General features: G+C 61.9%; 14 protein-coding genes. 5 read left to right on the top strand and 9 right to left on the bottom strand.

Annotated elements, in window-relative coordinates; translation table 11 throughout:
- Nucleotides 1-516 (top strand): PaaI family thioesterase (locus tag PRZ03_RS15865; RefSeq protein ID WP_273601247.1); only part of this gene is annotated, 516 nt, incomplete at its 5' end.
- A gap of 61 nt (nt 517-577) precedes the next feature.
- Here PRZ03_RS15865 and PRZ03_RS15870 read toward each other — a convergent pair.
- Entirely contained in the window at nt 578-1,654 is a 1,077-nt protein-coding gene (locus PRZ03_RS15870; protein WP_273601248.1) for a patatin-like phospholipase family protein, read from the bottom strand.
- A gap of 183 nt (nt 1,655-1,837) precedes the next feature.
- Between PRZ03_RS15870 and PRZ03_RS15875 the strand changes: the two genes are divergently transcribed.
- Nucleotides 1,838-2,731, top strand: a complete 894-nt coding sequence (locus PRZ03_RS15875; RefSeq protein ID WP_273601249.1) for an RDD family protein — start codon at nt 1,838-1,840, stop codon at nt 2,729-2,731.
- 51 nt (nt 2,732-2,782) lie between these two features.
- Here the strand turns inward: PRZ03_RS15875 and PRZ03_RS15880 are convergent, their stop codons facing one another.
- The 4 genes from PRZ03_RS15880 to PRZ03_RS15895 all read right to left on the bottom strand — a co-directional run bounded on the left by PRZ03_RS15880 (nt 2,783) and on the right by PRZ03_RS15895 (nt 7,876).
- Nucleotides 2,783-4,435, bottom strand: coding sequence for a diguanylate cyclase domain-containing protein (locus tag PRZ03_RS15880; protein ID WP_273601250.1), 1,653 nt, complete (start codon nt 4,433-4,435; stop codon nt 2,783-2,785).
- Nucleotides 4,436-4,439: 4 nt separating this feature from the next.
- Complete coding sequence (locus PRZ03_RS15885; protein ID WP_273601251.1) at nt 4,440-5,399, bottom strand: ABC transporter substrate-binding protein; 960 nt, start codon at nt 5,397-5,399, stop codon at nt 4,440-4,442.
- A 162-nt stretch (nt 5,400-5,561) separates the two neighbouring features.
- Entirely contained in the window at nt 5,562-6,938 is a 1,377-nt protein-coding gene (locus tag PRZ03_RS15890) for a TAXI family TRAP transporter solute-binding subunit (RefSeq protein ID WP_273601253.1), read from the bottom strand.
- A 29-nt stretch (nt 6,939-6,967) separates the two neighbouring features.
- Nucleotides 6,968-7,876 carry an ion transporter gene (locus PRZ03_RS15895; RefSeq protein ID WP_409993969.1) on the bottom strand — a complete coding sequence of 303 codons (909 nt, stop codon included), beginning with the start codon at nt 7,874-7,876 and terminating at the stop codon, nt 6,968-6,970.
- A 198-nt stretch (nt 7,877-8,074) separates the two neighbouring features.
- Here PRZ03_RS15895 and PRZ03_RS15900 point away from each other — a divergent pair, with 198 nt between their 5' ends.
- Complete coding sequence (locus PRZ03_RS15900; RefSeq protein WP_273601254.1) at nt 8,075-9,256, top strand: tetratricopeptide repeat protein; 1,182 nt, start codon at nt 8,075-8,077, stop codon at nt 9,254-9,256.
- Nucleotides 9,257-9,258: 2 nt separating this feature from the next.
- On the opposite strand, the gene PRZ03_RS15905 is transcribed toward PRZ03_RS15900, so the two are convergent.
- The 4 genes from PRZ03_RS15905 to PRZ03_RS15920 all read right to left on the bottom strand — a co-directional run bounded on the left by PRZ03_RS15905 (nt 9,259) and on the right by PRZ03_RS15920 (nt 12,594).
- Complete coding sequence (locus tag PRZ03_RS15905) at nt 9,259-9,597, bottom strand: YkgJ family cysteine cluster protein (RefSeq protein WP_273601255.1); 339 nt, start codon at nt 9,595-9,597, stop codon at nt 9,259-9,261.
- A gap of 20 nt (nt 9,598-9,617) precedes the next feature.
- Nucleotides 9,618-11,105: a bifunctional serine/threonine-protein kinase/universal stress protein gene (locus PRZ03_RS15910; RefSeq protein ID WP_273601256.1), complete on the bottom strand. Its 1,488-nt coding sequence runs from the start codon at nt 11,103-11,105 to the stop codon at nt 9,618-9,620.
- A gap of 1 nt (nt 11,106) precedes the next feature.
- A complete protein-coding gene (locus PRZ03_RS15915; protein WP_273601257.1) occupies nt 11,107-11,850 on the bottom strand; it encodes a metallophosphoesterase family protein in 744 nt (247 codons plus the stop codon).
- Nucleotides 11,851-11,970: 120 nt separating this feature from the next.
- Nucleotides 11,971-12,594, bottom strand: a complete 624-nt coding sequence (locus PRZ03_RS15920; RefSeq protein WP_273601258.1) for a hypothetical protein — start codon at nt 12,592-12,594, stop codon at nt 11,971-11,973.
- Nucleotides 12,595-12,801: 207 nt separating this feature from the next.
- Here PRZ03_RS15920 and PRZ03_RS15925 point away from each other — a divergent pair, with 207 nt between their 5' ends.
- Nucleotides 12,802-13,290: a hypothetical protein gene (locus PRZ03_RS15925; RefSeq protein WP_273601259.1), complete on the top strand. Its 489-nt coding sequence runs from the start codon at nt 12,802-12,804 to the stop codon at nt 13,288-13,290.
- Nucleotides 13,291-13,403: 113 nt separating this feature from the next.
- Nucleotides 13,404-14,534 carry a beta-ketoacyl-ACP synthase III gene (locus PRZ03_RS15930; RefSeq protein ID WP_273601260.1) on the top strand — a complete coding sequence of 377 codons (1,131 nt, stop codon included), beginning with the start codon at nt 13,404-13,406 and terminating at the stop codon, nt 14,532-14,534.
- Nucleotides 14,535-14,538 lie beyond the last annotated feature (4 nt).

A 14,538-nucleotide genomic window follows, 5' to 3' on the forward strand; every position in this document is an offset into this window, starting at 1 on the left:
GCTGCTGGGCGGCCCGATGGCACACCAGAAGGCTTGGCGACATCAATTCGCACCATAACGGCAAGCCTCACCAGGAACTGCTTCAGTTGCTTGCTTCGGCAAAACGAATTTTGCAGGTCCGACGAATTAGCCGCCTTTTTGGCTGCGAACTTTCCGCAGACCAAATGCACGGCCGAGACTGTTTCATCAGCAGGTACGGCCACCGTCCGCCACCCCGTCGGCAGCGCTGAATTGCGCCCCGGCGGTACGGTATCGGGCCCGGTGCTGATGACGGTGGCAGACGTGGCCTTGTATGTTGCCTTATTGGGGCAAATCGGCATCAAACCGCTGGCCGTCACCACCAGCCTCAACATCAATTTCCTGCGTAAACCGGCCGCTGACAAAGACATCATTGGGGTCTGCCGGATGAAGAAGGTTGGCCGTACTCTGGCGGTCGGCGAAGTGGATTTGTTCTCCGAAGGCGAGGCCGAGCCGGTCGCGCATGCGGTGGGAACCTATTCAATTCCGCAGTGCTGAGTCGCAGGTGAGCTGTGGTTGATCGACGCTCCGTTGAGGAGCTTCACTAGCTGTCAGTCGCTTACAAAAACTCTTGCCTGATATCGACCGAGGATTCGACGCCGACCTTGGCACCCTGCTCATCCAGCCAAGCCAAGGCCTGCTGCCGACCGGCGTCGCGCAGCTCGGTCAGAAAGGGCCAGGCGGTGTCGATCTTGCTTTCCACCGCTTGAGATGCCATCAATTCGTCGCAGCGTATCGAATGGATGCGCATGCGGCGTGCGTCCTCGGGTTTGAGCTTGCCACGGTCGATCAGGCTGGTAACAAAGGCGATCGCGCGCATCTCGCGCATCAGCGAGGAATTAAAGCTGATCTCATTGACCCGGTTGGCAATCTCGGCCGAGCTGCGCGGCACGCCCCGGCGCAAGATGGGGTTGACATGGACGATCAAGACATCGGCCGCCACGCTTTCATAGATGAGCGGAAAGATCGCCGGGTTGCCCATATAGCCGCCGTCCCAGAAATGCTCGCCGCCAATCTCCACGGCCTGGAACAGGGTCGGCAAGCAGGCACTGGCTAACACTGCATCCAAGCTGATCTCGGCGCCGCTGAAAACGCGGATCTTGCCCGTCTCGACATTGGTTGCGCTCAGGAATAGCTTGATGGGAGAGGCCTGCTGCAAGGCCTCGAAGTCGACTTGGGCCTGCACAATCTGCCGCAAGGGGTTCAAGTTCAGCGGGTTGAGCTGATAGGGCGAAAACATCTGCAACATCGCGGTGGCCCAAAGATGCGGGGGCGACCATTCCAGCTTGGCCGAATGCTGCACCCCTTGCATGAAGGCGTCCAACCAGGGCGGCTGCAGGTGGCTGATCCGTCCGGCGTCTGCGACCGCACGCCACAGTTCTGTCAAAGCCTGGCGCGCCCCATCGACACCGCCCCTGCGCAGTCCATCCGCCAGGGCCACCGCATTCAAGCTGCCCGCACTGGTGGCGCTGATCGCCTCAAATTGCAGGCGACCATCTTCCAGCAAAGCATCCAGCACGCCCCAGGTGAAGGCGCCGTGCGAGCCGCCGCCTTGCAGCGCCAGGTTGATTGGCCTGGACAAAATGGCAGGGGGCCGGGCGCTCTTCTTGACAGCAGCGTTGCGTGGTGGGGTCATGGTTGAGGACTCCATCGCCTGAGTTGGAAGGCGTTTGATCTCAGTATGCACTTGTCGGGGGGCTTTCGGGGTATGTCGTTGACCTTGGGCGTTACGTTCTTGTCGCTAAGATGGCACGGCTTGAGGCCGCTAGTTTCAAGCCTTTTAAACCATCCGACGAGTGATCAGAGCAGCGCCTCCGCTATGCCCGCAACCGCAAATGCCGCCCCGAAATTTGACCCGCGAGCCTGGGTGACGCCGGATGATTTGAACGTCGCGCCGGCCTTGCTCGGGCTGCCACTGGCCAAGCCGCGTCAGCGCCTGTTTGCCATGGCTGCGGACATGGCCTTGCTCGCCATGGCCAACAAGCTGGGGAATTTTTGGCTGCTGCTGGCGGCCGGCTTGGCGCTGTGGCTGTGGGTGCGTCGGCATAGACCGGAAGTGTTTGGCCGGTCGCGTTGGTTTGGCCGCAAGACAGCGCAGCAGGCGAGCCCCTGGGCCTGGGCCCTGGTGGCCGTGTTTGCTGTGGGTGGGCTGGTGCAGGCTTGGCAAAGCGCGGGCCAGCTGGAAGAGCCGCAAGACTGGACAGCGCACAGTCTGAGCGCGGCTGCCTCTGGACCGCAAGACTTGGACGAGGCGGGGCCGAGCGCTCAACATGATGCCAAGCAGCATGCAAAGCTGGAGGCCCTGAAAAAAGCGCAGACCGAGCGCATCGAGCGCTTGGAAGCCCAACTCGAACGTGCCCGCGCGCCGGCCTTTTATGCGGTGCAGGACGAACTCAACTATTGGGCCGACAAGATTGGCCTGAGTTATTTTTGGGCGGCGGTGTATTTCACCTTGCTGCCGATTGTCTGGCCGGGTCAGACCCCGGGTAAGCGGATCATGGGCTTGCAAGTGATTGAGTTGACGGGCAAGCATCTCACGCCCTTGATCCTGTTCAAGCGCTTCGGCGGCTATGCGGCGGGCCTGGCCACCGGCGGCACCGGCTTTGTGCAGCTGATTTGGGACAGCAACCGCCAGGCGATTCAGGACAAGACGGCCCACACGGTGGTGATCAATGCGCGCAGTTCGGCGCGGCTCAATGAGCTGCTTCCCTGACGTTGGCCGTGGCCTTGAGCCCTGAGGGCTTGCAGCCAGCCTTTGGCGAGCTCAGTCCAATTCCCCCAGCCCGCTGATGCGAAAGCGGTTTTTGCCGCCATGCTTGGCTTCATACATGGCTTCATCGGCTTGTTGCAGCAGTTGCGCCGCATCCAATTCGGTCGCTTGCGGGTAGTAGGCCACACCCAGGCTGGCCGAAATTTGCAGTTTCTTGCCTGCGCCTGGGCAGTCGATCGGCAAGGCTGCCGCCGTCAACAGGCGCGCCAGCAAGGCTTGGCAGTCATCGCGGGAAGCCAGGTCAACCAGCAAGACGATGAACTCGTCGCCGCCCAGGCGGGCGAGGGTGTCACCTTCACGCAAAACCTGTTTGATATTCTTTGCAATACCTATGAGCAAGGTGTCGCCTACGGCATGCCCGTAGCGATCATTGACGGCCTTGAAACCGTCCAGATCCAGGTAGACGAGGGCCAACATGTCCTTGCGCCGCCGGCTTTGCAGCATCGCGTGCTGCAGCCTGTCATTGAGCAAAAGCCGGTTGGGTAAGCCCGTCAAGGCATCGTGGTAGGCGATGTTTTCCAGCTGCGATTCATATTCTTTGATTGCCGTGACGTCGGAGAACAGGGTCACGTATTGCTTGACCTGACCCTGCTCGTCGTGCACGGCGCTGATGGTCTGCATCTGGGCATAGAGTTCACCGTTCTTGCGGCGGTTCCAGAGCTCGCCGGTCCACATGCCCTGGCTGAGCAGAGTGTTCCAGAACTCGACGAAAAACGCCCGGTCATGGCGGCCCGAGCCGAGCAGGCGCGGGTTTTGGCCCAGCACCTCGGCCCGGCTGTAGCCGGTGATCAGGCAGAAGGTTTCATTGACGTCGATGATGCTGCCGTCCGGGTCGGTGATCATGATGCCTTCGAGCGCATGGGAGAAGACGCTGGCTGCGAGCTGGAGCTGCGCCTCGGCCTGCTTGCGCACCGCCACCTCGCGCCGCAGCTCGCTCACCAGATCGACCGCCATCGCATCGAAATTGGCCGACAACTCGCCGAATTCATCCGGCGTGCGGGTGGCGCTGCGCTGCGTCAGATCGCCTTGCGAAATAGCCGCGACCGCTTGGTTCAGATGTTGCAGGGGCTTGAGAATCCGCCGGTGCAACAGCAGTGCCAGCCAGGCCCAGATCAGCAGCATCATCAGCGGGATCGCTATCGCCATGTGGCGCGTGCTTTGTTCGAGTTGGCGCCGCTTCTGGTCGGCTTCCAGGCCCTGGCGCTGCAAGGACTCGGTAAAAATTTGAGAGTTCAGCAAGAGCTGATTCAGCAGCAAGTTGTTGCGGCGCTGTTGCAGTTCATGCGTTGTGCCGTCTTGCTGGGCGCCAGCCGGCGGCTCGCTGGCGTCCAGAAGCTGGGCAAAGATCGACCCCAAGAGTTCGGCGCTGGCCAGTGACTCATGCGGCGGCTGCTCCGCTTTCAAGGCCTTGAGAACCTGGGCATGCAAGCTGCGCCATTGCTGGGCCGAGCGGGCTTCGCCGTGTAGCGCGTATTCCTGCGCCAGGACCAGCAGGCCGGACACTTGTTGGGCCATCTTGCGGGCCTGCTGCTCGGCGCGTGCCAACTCGGCGCTCTCGCTGGCGAGCCGCCCCATGGCAAGGCCCAGCGCCAGGGTCAAAGCCAAGGCGCCGCCCATGAATACAAACAGCAGGCTGCGGACGCGCATCGCTTCAGTCGATCAAGGTGACGCTGGCCGGCAGCACCCGGCGCAGCGGCTTGGCGTAGATCAGATCCAGATAATTGGGCGTGGGGTCGAGGGGCTTGACGTCCTTGAGGTGGCCGCCCTGGCGGGCCCAACGAGCTTCGGCCTCCAAGCTGGACAGCAGCGATTGATCAAGTGCCAGCCGGTAGTGATTGATGGGCCATATCCAGTCGATAAAAGCCTGGTCCAGCTTGAGCCGCTCGCGTAACAAAGCCTGGGCCTGATCAGGCTTGCGCTCGATATGGCGTTGCGCGCGCTCAAGGGCTGCCAACACCTTTTGCAACTCTTCGTCGCGCGGGCCCAGCAAGGCTTTGGCGCCAAGCAGATTGAAACTCAGCCGGTAGCTGCCGGGTGTGGGCAAGATTTCGCTGCCCGGCACCGACTGCAAAATCTTGAAGGGCAGGGGCTCCCAGATCGCCACTGCATCAAGCTCGCCGCTCTTGAGCAGATCGGCCATCGCCTCGGGCTGCAAGGAGATGATGTGCACGCTTTTGGGGTCTACGCCGCTGGCCAGCAAGGTGGTGTCCAGCATGTAGTGGCTGGCCGTGCCTATGACGGTGCCCACGCGCTTGCCGCTCAGCTCGCGAACTTGTTTGATGCCCGTCTGGGGGCGCAGCACCAGCTTGCTGTCGCTGCTGCTGCTGACGAAACTGGCCAGTAGCGAGAACGAAGGCTCTTTGAAGCTGCTGAACATCATCACCACGTCCGAGGCGGTAGCCAGATCGGCCTTGCCCTCCTGCAGCAATTGCATCGCACGGTGCCCGCCCACCACTTCTTGCAAGCGCAGCTGCAGCCCGGCCTCGGCGAAAAAACCCTGCTGCTCGGCCACAAAAATCGGCAGCGACAAGGGCGTCATCGATACCGCCAAGCGCAAGGGCTCGGCTGCGCTGGCCGAACCCTGGTCCGATAGGCAAAGCAGAAAAGCCATGCTCAGCCAAGCCCGGCGGATGAGACTTTTGGCTCGGCGCCCCGAGGCGCTTCTGAGGTCGGCATCCCAGCGTGTCATAACTCCCACCTTGCAGGGCCTATGTGAGCCCATTCTGGCATGATGCGCAGCTATCGCCGCCCTCGCAATAGGGGGTAGACCTATTTAGGTGGCAGGTGTTGCCAGCTTGCTGCGCACCAGTTCCACATGCTGGCGCAAGGTGTAAACGCGGTCGCTGAAGTCGAGCGGGAAGCGGGTGTTGCGGATGTCTTGCTCGATGCGAATCAAGCGCTGCTGCGCCTGCGCGCTCTCAGTGCTGCTCAGTTGCCGCGTCAGCAGTTCTTGCTCGAGGAACTTCAGCTCACCGTAGTGCCGGTACAGACGCCGACTTTGGCGCCAGGTACGCAGCCAAGGCAGTAGGCGCACAAGCGGCAGCATCAGCGCCAACAAGGGCAGCATCAGCAAGGCCATGCGTTGGACCAGGTTGGCCAGCCAAAAGGGCAGATAGGTCTGCAAAAATGGTCGCCCGTTCTTGAAGTAACGCGTCGACTCATCGGCCAAGGGGAAGTCTGTGCCTTGGGCGCTGGGGAATTCCCCCGCTCGGCTCAGCAAATTTGGCATGCGGTGCACCTGACGCGCCGCTTCCAGCAGCAGATAAGCCAAGGCTGGGTGCAAATCCTCTTGCACGACCAAATTGGTGGTGGTGGACAGCAAGCGGATGTCTTCGCTCGGGCGGTCCAGCTGCGGGCTGACCGAGCCGCGTTTGAGCGTGACGGTCTGGAAGTAAGGCAGTCGCCGCGCCAGACCTTCGGCCTGCGCCAACGAGGCCAGACGCAGGCCATCGGTGTTCAGCAGTTTTTGGGCGGCTGGCGCGTTCACCGAGGCGACCAAGATGAAGGCATCGATTTCCTTGTCGATCAACTTCTGGGCGGCTGCCAAGCCTCCGATGGTGAGCAACTCGGTGCCAGCCAATGGCGCCAACTGCTCTCCCAGCAAGCCGTAGTTGCCCAGCAACTCCAGCGCAATGGTCTGATTGCCGCTGCCGGCGACCCCCACCGCAACCCGCCGGCCTTTCAGTGCGCCCAAGCCCGGCGATAGATTCAACTCACGCGAGAAGATCCACACGGCTTCATGTCCGGTGGTGGCCAGCGAGCGCAGGGGCGTGGCCTGCGCCGCGTCCTCATCTTGGGCATCAAAATTGGCGGCCCGCGTATGCGCGGCGCTGGCCAGCGGCCCCAGGCCGCCTTGCACAAAGCCGACATCGACCCGGCCTTCATTGAGCTTGGTCAAGTTCTCTACCGAGCCGCTGGAGGTCTGCAAGATCAGGTTGATGCCGTGCTGCTTGAGCAAGGCCTGGTACTTGAGGCCGAACTGGTGATATGCGCCGTCTTCGACACCGGTGGCCATCTGCAGCGATTTCGGCGGTGTCGGGCTCATCTTTTTGGCCATCAGCCAAAAACCACTGAAAGCGGCCACGCTCAGGGCGATCCAAAAAAATATCCAGCCATATTGCTGGCTGCGCGGCGTCTGGAGTCTATGCATCTTGGGGCTAGTTGTACGTTGGAAGCGTCTTAGTCGCGCTGATATTCGGGCAGCGGGGCGCCGCAATGGCGGCAAAAATGTGAGTCGGCCTGCAGCCCTTCGCGCAGGCATTCATGGCAGGTGCGGGTGGTGGGGGCGGGAGTTTCGCTGATGCGCTGCGCTGCCATCTCGGCCGTCATGATGCCGGTGGGCACGGCGAGCACGCCCCAGCCCAAGAGCATCATCACCGAGGCAATCGCACGGCCTAGGTCGGTCTTGGGCGTGATGTCGCCAAAGCCGACGGTGGTGACGGTGGAGATCGCCCAGTACACGCTGACTGGGATGCTGGTGTAGCCGTTTTCGGGGCCTTCCACCACATACATGATGGTGCCCATGATCAACACAATCATCAGCACCGCCGACAAGAAGACCAAGATCTTGCTCGCACTTGCACGCAAGGCTCGGCCCAGGCCGAGGTAGGCGGTCACGTAGTTGTTGAGTTTGAGTATCCTGAATACCCGCAGCAAGCGCAGCACCCGGATGTCAACCAAGGCATACAGCTCGGGGAAGAAAAAGGCCAGGTAGATGGGCAACACCGCCAACAAATCGACAATGCCAAAAAAACTGCTCGCGTAGCGTAGTGGCCGGCGCACGCAGGCCAGGCGCAGCACATACTCGAGCGTGAACAAGGCCGTGAAAGTGTACTCGGCCCAACTCAGCCAGGCCGCATGTTGGAGCCGGAAACTGGCCACGCTCTCCAGCATCACCAGCAACAAGCTCAAGAGCACGGCCACCATCAGACTCAAGTCAAACAGGCGGCCGGCCCGGGTATCGGCTTCAAAAATAATCGTGTAGGCCCGCAGACGCCAGCCTTGCAGGGGGCGGCCAAAATCGGCCGGGGGCGCCATCGCGCCAGGAGCCGTTTGCTTTGTCGTCGTTGTCGTGGGCGGTGAAATCATGGGGCGAAGCGTAACCGAGCCAAGGCCAAGTTTTGGGCTCACATTTGGTGCAGGGCGGTCAAAAAAAGCAGCGCCTTGGGATCAACGGCGGTTTTGTGGGGATCAGGGTCGTGGCGTCGGTGCCGCGCCAGCAGTAGGATCAAAGCGGGTCGCTGCCGACTCGAAAATTTCTGCCCACCCTTGAGCCAAGGAGCCGCCATGAAGTCCTGCAGCCGCGCTCTTATCACTTTCACCTTGAGTTTTTCCTTGCTTGGCTGTGCCAGCGTAGCGCCGCTGCAGCCACCGCCACCACAGTTGTTTCACGACGCCTTGTTCAAGCCCACCGAGCAGGACATCAACGCCGAGCGGGTGTTTGCCTTCAGCCCGGCGATGCAGGAGTATCTGGATTTCGGCATGCGCGCGCAGTTGCGCAGCAAGGGTAGCCGCCAAGGCCTGCTTGACGCGCTCTACAACCGCAGCTCATTGCAACTGGAATATGACTCGGGCGATACCCGCGACGCCGCCCAAGCGTTTTCCGACAGAAAAGGCAATTGCCTGTCGCTGGTCATCATGACGGCGGCTTTTGCCAAGCAGCTCGGCCTGCCGGTGCGCTATCAAAGCGTCTATGTGGATGAGATTTGGAGCCGCAGCGGGGATTTGTATTTTCTCAGCGGCCATGTCAATTTAAGCCTTGGGCGCAGCTTGGCGGAGGGCCGTGAGCGAGTCGACGATGGCAGCATGTTGACCGTGGACTTTGTGCGCCACCCGCCTGGCAGCCGGCAGCGCATGCAGGTGATCGAGGAGCACACCATCGTGGCCATGTTCATGAACAACCGCGCCGCCGAGAACCTGCAGGCCGGTCAGATTGACGCCGCCTATTGGTGGGTGCGGGCGGCGCTGAATGCCGATCCCAAAATGCTGGCGGCCTACAACACGCTTGGCGTCGTCTATCGCCGTCATGGCGATTTGGCGCTGGCCGAAGCACCGCTGCGCCATGTGCTGGCTCAAGAGCCGGCCAATACACAGGCCATGTCCAATCTGAGCCTGCTTCTGGGCGACCTTGGCCGGCATGAAGAAGCGGCTCAATGGGCGCAAACCTTGGCACAGTTGCAGCCCTATCCCCCATACAAGTTCTTTGATTTGGGACTGGCCGCGATGCGGGCGGGCGACTACAAAAAAGCCCGGGACTTGTTTGGCAAAGAGATTGAGCGCTCGGCCTATTTCCATGAATTCCACTTTTGGATGGCCTTGGCCAACTATGGACTGGGGGATATCGTCGCGGCGCGGCAAGAGCTGGGCCTGGCGGTGGAAAACAGCACGACGCCGCAGGACCGGCAGCTCTACACCAGCAAGCTTGATTTGCTCAAACCGCGCCGCCCGGTCTTCTCTCTGCTGCAGTGAGCCTATAGCGGAGCAAGCCCGTGCCTGGCGCGAGCGCGGGCGCAAGCCTCGTCGCCAATCCCCAGCGGCGCGCGCAGGCCGAACTCGCGGCAAGGGGCAGGGCGCCATTCATAAATGCCGCAACCGGCCTGCTGGCCAACCGTTCCGACCAAGGCGGCGCAGCGCGGCGCCGCATGATCGGTGCCCCGCATCCTGCACAGCCGCGCATTCACTTCAACCGTGAGGCCGTCTGGCACGCAGCCGCCCTCGCTTTGCAACTCTTCCACGGCAAAGTCGACACGAAAGCTCGCGCAGCAAGCACCGCAGCTGAGGCAGGGGTTGAGGGTCGGGGCGACGCTCAAGTGGACACCTGGCCGGCGTTTCAGCTTGCGCCCGCAGCTTCACGCACCACGGTCACGCTGCATGATGCCTGTGTCACCACCTGGGCCGAGACGCTGCCCAGGTAGCGCCGCAGTGCCGAGGCACGGCGGGCGCCCATGACGATGTGATCGCAGCCGCTTTTGGCCGCAAACTCGAGGATGGCAGCGGCGGCATCGGGCGCTTCCAGGACATGAAAGGTCAGCCGTCCATCGCCTAACTCCAAGGCCCGGCTGATCGGTCGCGCCCAATGCTTGAGCCCGATCAGCTGCTTGACATGCACGCTCTTGCCTTCCTTGTCGGTCAACTCATCCATGCCGATGCGCTGCGTCTTCATCACGCTGACGCAGGCCAGTCGTGCGCCCGGCTCGGCTTGTACGATGCGGCGCACGGTTTCGCCGAGCTTTTCCAGCAGGGCGGGTGTGGCGTGTTGAATATCGACGGCCGCCATGATGATGGGGCTGCGGGCCAGATGCGCGGCCACGCTGACCTGGGCCGAGGGCTCGGCGCCGAGGGCAAAAAACCAGCGCTTCAAACGCTTCAACATGCCGCTGCTGCTGATCTTCTCGCTGCGCTTGGTCAGCGGCACGCCCTCGGGGTGCTGCAAATCGAGCGCCAACTGCGCCGCGCTTTGGTAGCGGCGCTCGGCCTTGACCTCTAGGCAATGCAGCACGATTTCTTGAAACCAGGGCGGCAATTCGGGGTCGATGGCACGCGGCGGCACCGGCTCGACATACAAGCGCCGGCGCAGGCCGCGCACCGAGGACGGCTGGCCGAAAGGCCGCTCGCCGGTGGCCAGGTGATACAGCATCACGCCCAGCGCGAACAGGTCGCTGCGCGGGTCGTTGCGCACAAATTGCACCTGCTCCGGCGACATATAGGGCCCGGTGCCCATGGGCAGCGAGAACTCTTCTTCCAGCAAGTCGGGCAGATGATCGTGACGCGACAGGCCAAAGTCCACCAGCACAGCCGCCCCATCGGGCCTGAACATGATGTTGCTAGGCTTGATGTCCAGATGCACGACATGCTGCAGGTGCAAGTCTTGCAGCGCCAAGGCGACCTTGATGCCGATGTCTATGACTTCGTCCAAGGGCAGCGGAGCCGCATCAAAACGCGGCCGCAAGGAGGCTCCGTCAATGCGCTCCATCACGATATAGGCCTGACGGGTCCAGTCGCCGCGCGCGATGAATTTCGGTACATGCGGGCCCTTCAAGGCCGGCATCAGCATCTGCTCGGTTTCGAAGCCGACGATTGTGGCCGGGTCTTCACCGCCCTTGATGCGAGGCACCTTCATGATCAGCGGGAAGTCTTCGCCCGCCAGCGGCGTGACCCGCGTCACGCTCCACAAATTGGCCATACCGCCTTGATGCAGGCGCTCATTCAGCAAGAAGCCGTCCAGCACCAGACCGGGCTCCAGCACGCTGATCGGCGGCAGCGGCGGGAACTGGGAAGGGGCAGCGCCGAAACTGGATTCTTTGGCGGTATTGGGCATGCTATTGACCCGTTAGCAGACGTTCGGCCAAGCGCTCCGGCAGGCCGGCGGCGCGGATGCTGGCGGCGGCGCCTTCGACGTCATAAGGCACACGCTGGAAATTCAAGTTGCCGCTTACAGCGTCAAAAATTGCGTAGCAAGCAGCCGGATTGCCGTCTCGGGGCTGGCCACAAGAGCCAGGGATCACCAACCATTGGCGGTTCGGCAAGAGCGGAATGGTCACGCCGGGGGTCGGTGTGAACTCGCCCGCCTTGCCGGTACCGGACAGGTGGTAAAGCATGGGCTCGTGCATATGGCCGCAAAAGGTAAACCGGCAGCTTGTTGCATGCAGGCTGCGCATCGCCTCTAAGCGCCCCTGCACATAGGCCCAGCCGCCTGGGTCGAAGCCGTTGGCGTGGACGAAGAGGCGATCCTCGACAGTGATGCTCAGCGGCAACTGCGCCAGAAAGGCCAGTTGTTCGGTGCTCAAGCGTGCGTGCGTCCAGACCACGGCCGCCTGCGCTTCGTCCCGCATGGTCGGGGCCTCGCCCTTGGCAACGGCCGCGTCATGGTTACCCAAGACCGCGACGGCGCCGCGTGAGACGAGTTCCCGCACCTTGTCGAGCACCCAGCCGGGGTCGCCGCCGTAGCCCACAAAGTCGCCGAGCAGGGCGTAATCCGTAACGCCCTGCGTCTGCGCATGCTCGAGCACGGCGGAGAAGGCTTGGGCGTTGGCGTGTATATCGGTGATGAGAGCAATTTTCATGGCAAACGCAGCATGCCATGGCTAGCTGACGGCTACGGTACAGCGTTTAAGAATCAGGCTTGAGCGGAGCAGCAGATGCGCCGCTGCTCCGCTCGCTTGCGCGTGTAGGCGCCGCGCTATTTACTCACCGCACAGCAAACGCATGCGACGCTCGGCCAGCGTAAAGGCTTCGTCGGTTTCGGCTCTGAGCAGCATGTCCTTGGCCTGATCGCAAGCACTAGCTGATTCAACCGCGGCAGGCGTCACGGTTACTGGCGTCACAGGTTGTGCGGCTTCGCGCGCAGGATGAGGCGCTGGCGCCACAGTGCGGGCAGGTGGCGGGTTGCAGCGGGCATCGTCCACCAAGCGGATATTGCTGAACTGGCCTTGCTCGATGGCGACACAGTCGCCGACCCGCTTGCCGACCTGGTCTGAAACAATACGTACGGTGCTGGTGCCGCCGATCAGTACCGTGTATTCAAACGCCTGCGTGCGGCCGGCCAAATTGCCAATGCCTCGGCCGGCAGCGGCACCACCGACCGTACGAAGCGCTCGGTTGCTACCAGACTGGCCGCTGCCGCTGGCCAGACCGACCCCACCACCGACCAGAGTGCCGACGGTTTGTGCCGAGCCACTGTTAACTTGGGTGGCGGTCACGTTGGTGATGCGACCGTACTGAACGCGTGACTGCGCTTCAACGGCGCTGTGGCTGAATGCGAGGGCAAGCAAAACTGCCGCTGTCGAGCTGTAAGCGATTCGTGTCATCGGTGAACTCCAAAAAGGTCAAGGTAGTAACGATTTAACTTAACGCAAAGCAAGCGAATAGGATTTGCGCCGGCCTTGGGCGGCATTCAGTATACGAGCCGAGTTCTGGCCGCGAAGGGGTTTTTCGCGGTCTAGATGCGAGCCGGTGTAGGCCCGCCAATGATTTAGCATTCAGCGCAGTTTTCCCACTATTTGAGGAGTTGGCCTATGCGCGCTTTTACCCGTGGTTCTTTGTTGCCCAAGCTGCTTAGAACGATAGCCCTGGGCTGGGTAGCGGCCAGTTGGTCCGTGCAAGCCGCGCCTGCGCAAGGCGGGCTCTACATCGCCGGCGCCGGCTTCAGCTTCACAACGGCGGCCAAACGCGCGATGTCTCAAAATCCGGGTGGGCGGCGCTTTTTCCTGCTGTCCTTGCCGCCAGAGACGGCTGCACTGGGGCAGGGCGCGCAGGCGGCCTTGAGCAATGTGCGCCAGCGGGTGGTGGCGGCCAATGGTGTGTTGCTGGTTTGCCAGCGGGACGTCGAGCAGGGTCGAATCAATTTGGCCGACCTGGTGCCGGGGGTGGTGGCCGTTAGGGGTTGGCCTGCGGCGGGCAGCAATGAGCTGCAGCATGGCCAGCGCTACTTTGCGGACGAAATTTCGGCCAATTTACCGGCCGACAATGTCGCGCTGCGCCAGTTGCGCTCGACTTGTTCTTGAGCACAGGCGCCGCACCTTAAAATTAGACCCACTACAAGCCGGGCGCAGGCCATGAGCTTGCCCCATCCGCCCCATCCGCCATTTGCGCCGCCGTCGGTGCCAGGAAATTTCATATGTATTCAGCCGTCATCAGCGCTACCGGCCTGTATCAGCCCCCGCACATCATCAGCAATGCCGAACTGGTTGAGGCCTTCAATGCTTATGCCGATCTGCAAAACGCCCAGCATGCAGAGGCGATCAATGCCGGTGAGCGGGTGGCTTTGACGCATTCCAGCGTCGAGTTCATCGAAAAAGCTTCCGGCATCAAACAGCGTTATGTGATCGAGAAGGCCGGCGTGCTGGACCCGACCCGCATGTACCCGCGCTTCACCGAACGGCCCGACGACGAGTTGTCGCTGATGGCTGAAATCGGTGTGGACGCGTGCAAGAAGGCCTTGGCTGCGGCGGGCCGGCAGGCCAGCGACGTCGACGCGATCTTTTGTGCCAGCGCCAATATGCAACGCGCCTACCCGGCGATGGCGGTCGAAATCCAGGCCGCCTTGGGCGCCGGAGGCTATGGCTTTGATATGAATGTGGCCTGCTCCTCGGCCACTTTTGCGCTCGAACAGGCGGTCAACGCGGTGCGCTCGGGTGCGAGCAAATGCGTGCTGGTGGTCAACCCCGAAATCACATCTGCGCATCTCGAATGGCGCGACCGTGACTGTCATTTCATCTTCGGCGATGTCTGCACCGCGATTCTGATTGAGCGGGCCGATCTGGCCAGTTCGGCCGACCAATGGGAGATCGTCAGCACCAAGCTGGCGACGCAGTTCTCCAACAATATCCGCAACAATTTCGGTTTCATGAACCGGGCCGAAGACAGCGACCCGCTGGCGCGTGACAAGACCTTCCGGCAAGAGGGACGCAAGGTCTTCAAGGAAGTGGTGCCGATTGCCGCCGCGCATATCGAAGCCCATCTGGCCAGCGTCCCAGCGGTGCCCGCCGACGTCAGGCGTTACTGGTTGCATCAGGCCAATTTGGGCATGAATCAGCTGGTGATCAAAAAGCTGATCGGTGAAACAGGCGCCACAGCGGGCTCGGATGTAGCGCCGCTGATCCTGGATACCTATGCCAACACGGCTTCGGCCGGCTCCATCATCGCGTTCCATGAGCACCGGGCCGACTTGAAGACCGGTGATCTCGGGGTGATCTGCTCCTTCGGCGCTGGCTACTCGGTCGGCAGTGTGGTGGTGCGAAAGCGTTAAAAAC

This window comes from Roseateles albus (genome assembly GCF_028595345.1).
GTDB classification, from domain to species: Bacteria; Pseudomonadota; Gammaproteobacteria; order Burkholderiales; family Burkholderiaceae_C; genus Paucibacter_A; species Paucibacter_A albus.

Excerpts from the sequence above, each read along its gene's own strand:
- PRZ03_RS15870 (WP_273601248.1), bottom strand. The coding sequence starts at position 1,654 with ATGACCCCACCACGCAACGCTGCTGTCAAGAAGAGCGCCCGGCCCCCT.
- PRZ03_RS15875 (WP_273601249.1), top strand. The coding sequence starts at position 1,838 with ATGCCCGCAACCGCAAATGCCGCCCCGAAATTTGACCCGCGAGCCTGG.
- PRZ03_RS15880 (WP_273601250.1), bottom strand. The coding sequence starts at position 4,435 with ATGCGCGTCCGCAGCCTGCTGTTTGTATTCATGGGCGGCGCCTTGGCT.
- PRZ03_RS15885 (WP_273601251.1), bottom strand. The coding sequence starts at position 5,399 with ATGGCTTTTCTGCTTTGCCTATCGGACCAGGGTTCGGCCAGCGCAGCC.
- PRZ03_RS15890 (WP_273601253.1), bottom strand. The coding sequence starts at position 6,938 with ATGCATAGACTCCAGACGCCGCGCAGCCAGCAATATGGCTGGATATTT.
- PRZ03_RS15895 (WP_409993969.1), bottom strand. The coding sequence starts at position 7,876 with ATGATTTCACCGCCCACGACAACGACGACAAAGCAAACGGCTCCTGGC.
- PRZ03_RS15900 (WP_273601254.1), top strand. The coding sequence starts at position 8,075 with ATGAAGTCCTGCAGCCGCGCTCTTATCACTTTCACCTTGAGTTTTTCC.
- PRZ03_RS15910 (WP_273601256.1), bottom strand. The coding sequence starts at position 11,105 with ATGCCCAATACCGCCAAAGAATCCAGTTTCGGCGCTGCCCCTTCCCAG.
- PRZ03_RS15915 (WP_273601257.1), bottom strand. The coding sequence starts at position 11,850 with ATGAAAATTGCTCTCATCACCGATATACACGCCAACGCCCAAGCCTTC.
- PRZ03_RS15920 (WP_273601258.1), bottom strand. The coding sequence starts at position 12,594 with ATGACACGAATCGCTTACAGCTCGACAGCGGCAGTTTTGCTTGCCCTC.
- PRZ03_RS15925 (WP_273601259.1), top strand. The coding sequence starts at position 12,802 with ATGCGCGCTTTTACCCGTGGTTCTTTGTTGCCCAAGCTGCTTAGAACG.
- PRZ03_RS15930 (WP_273601260.1), top strand. The coding sequence starts at position 13,404 with ATGTATTCAGCCGTCATCAGCGCTACCGGCCTGTATCAGCCCCCGCAC.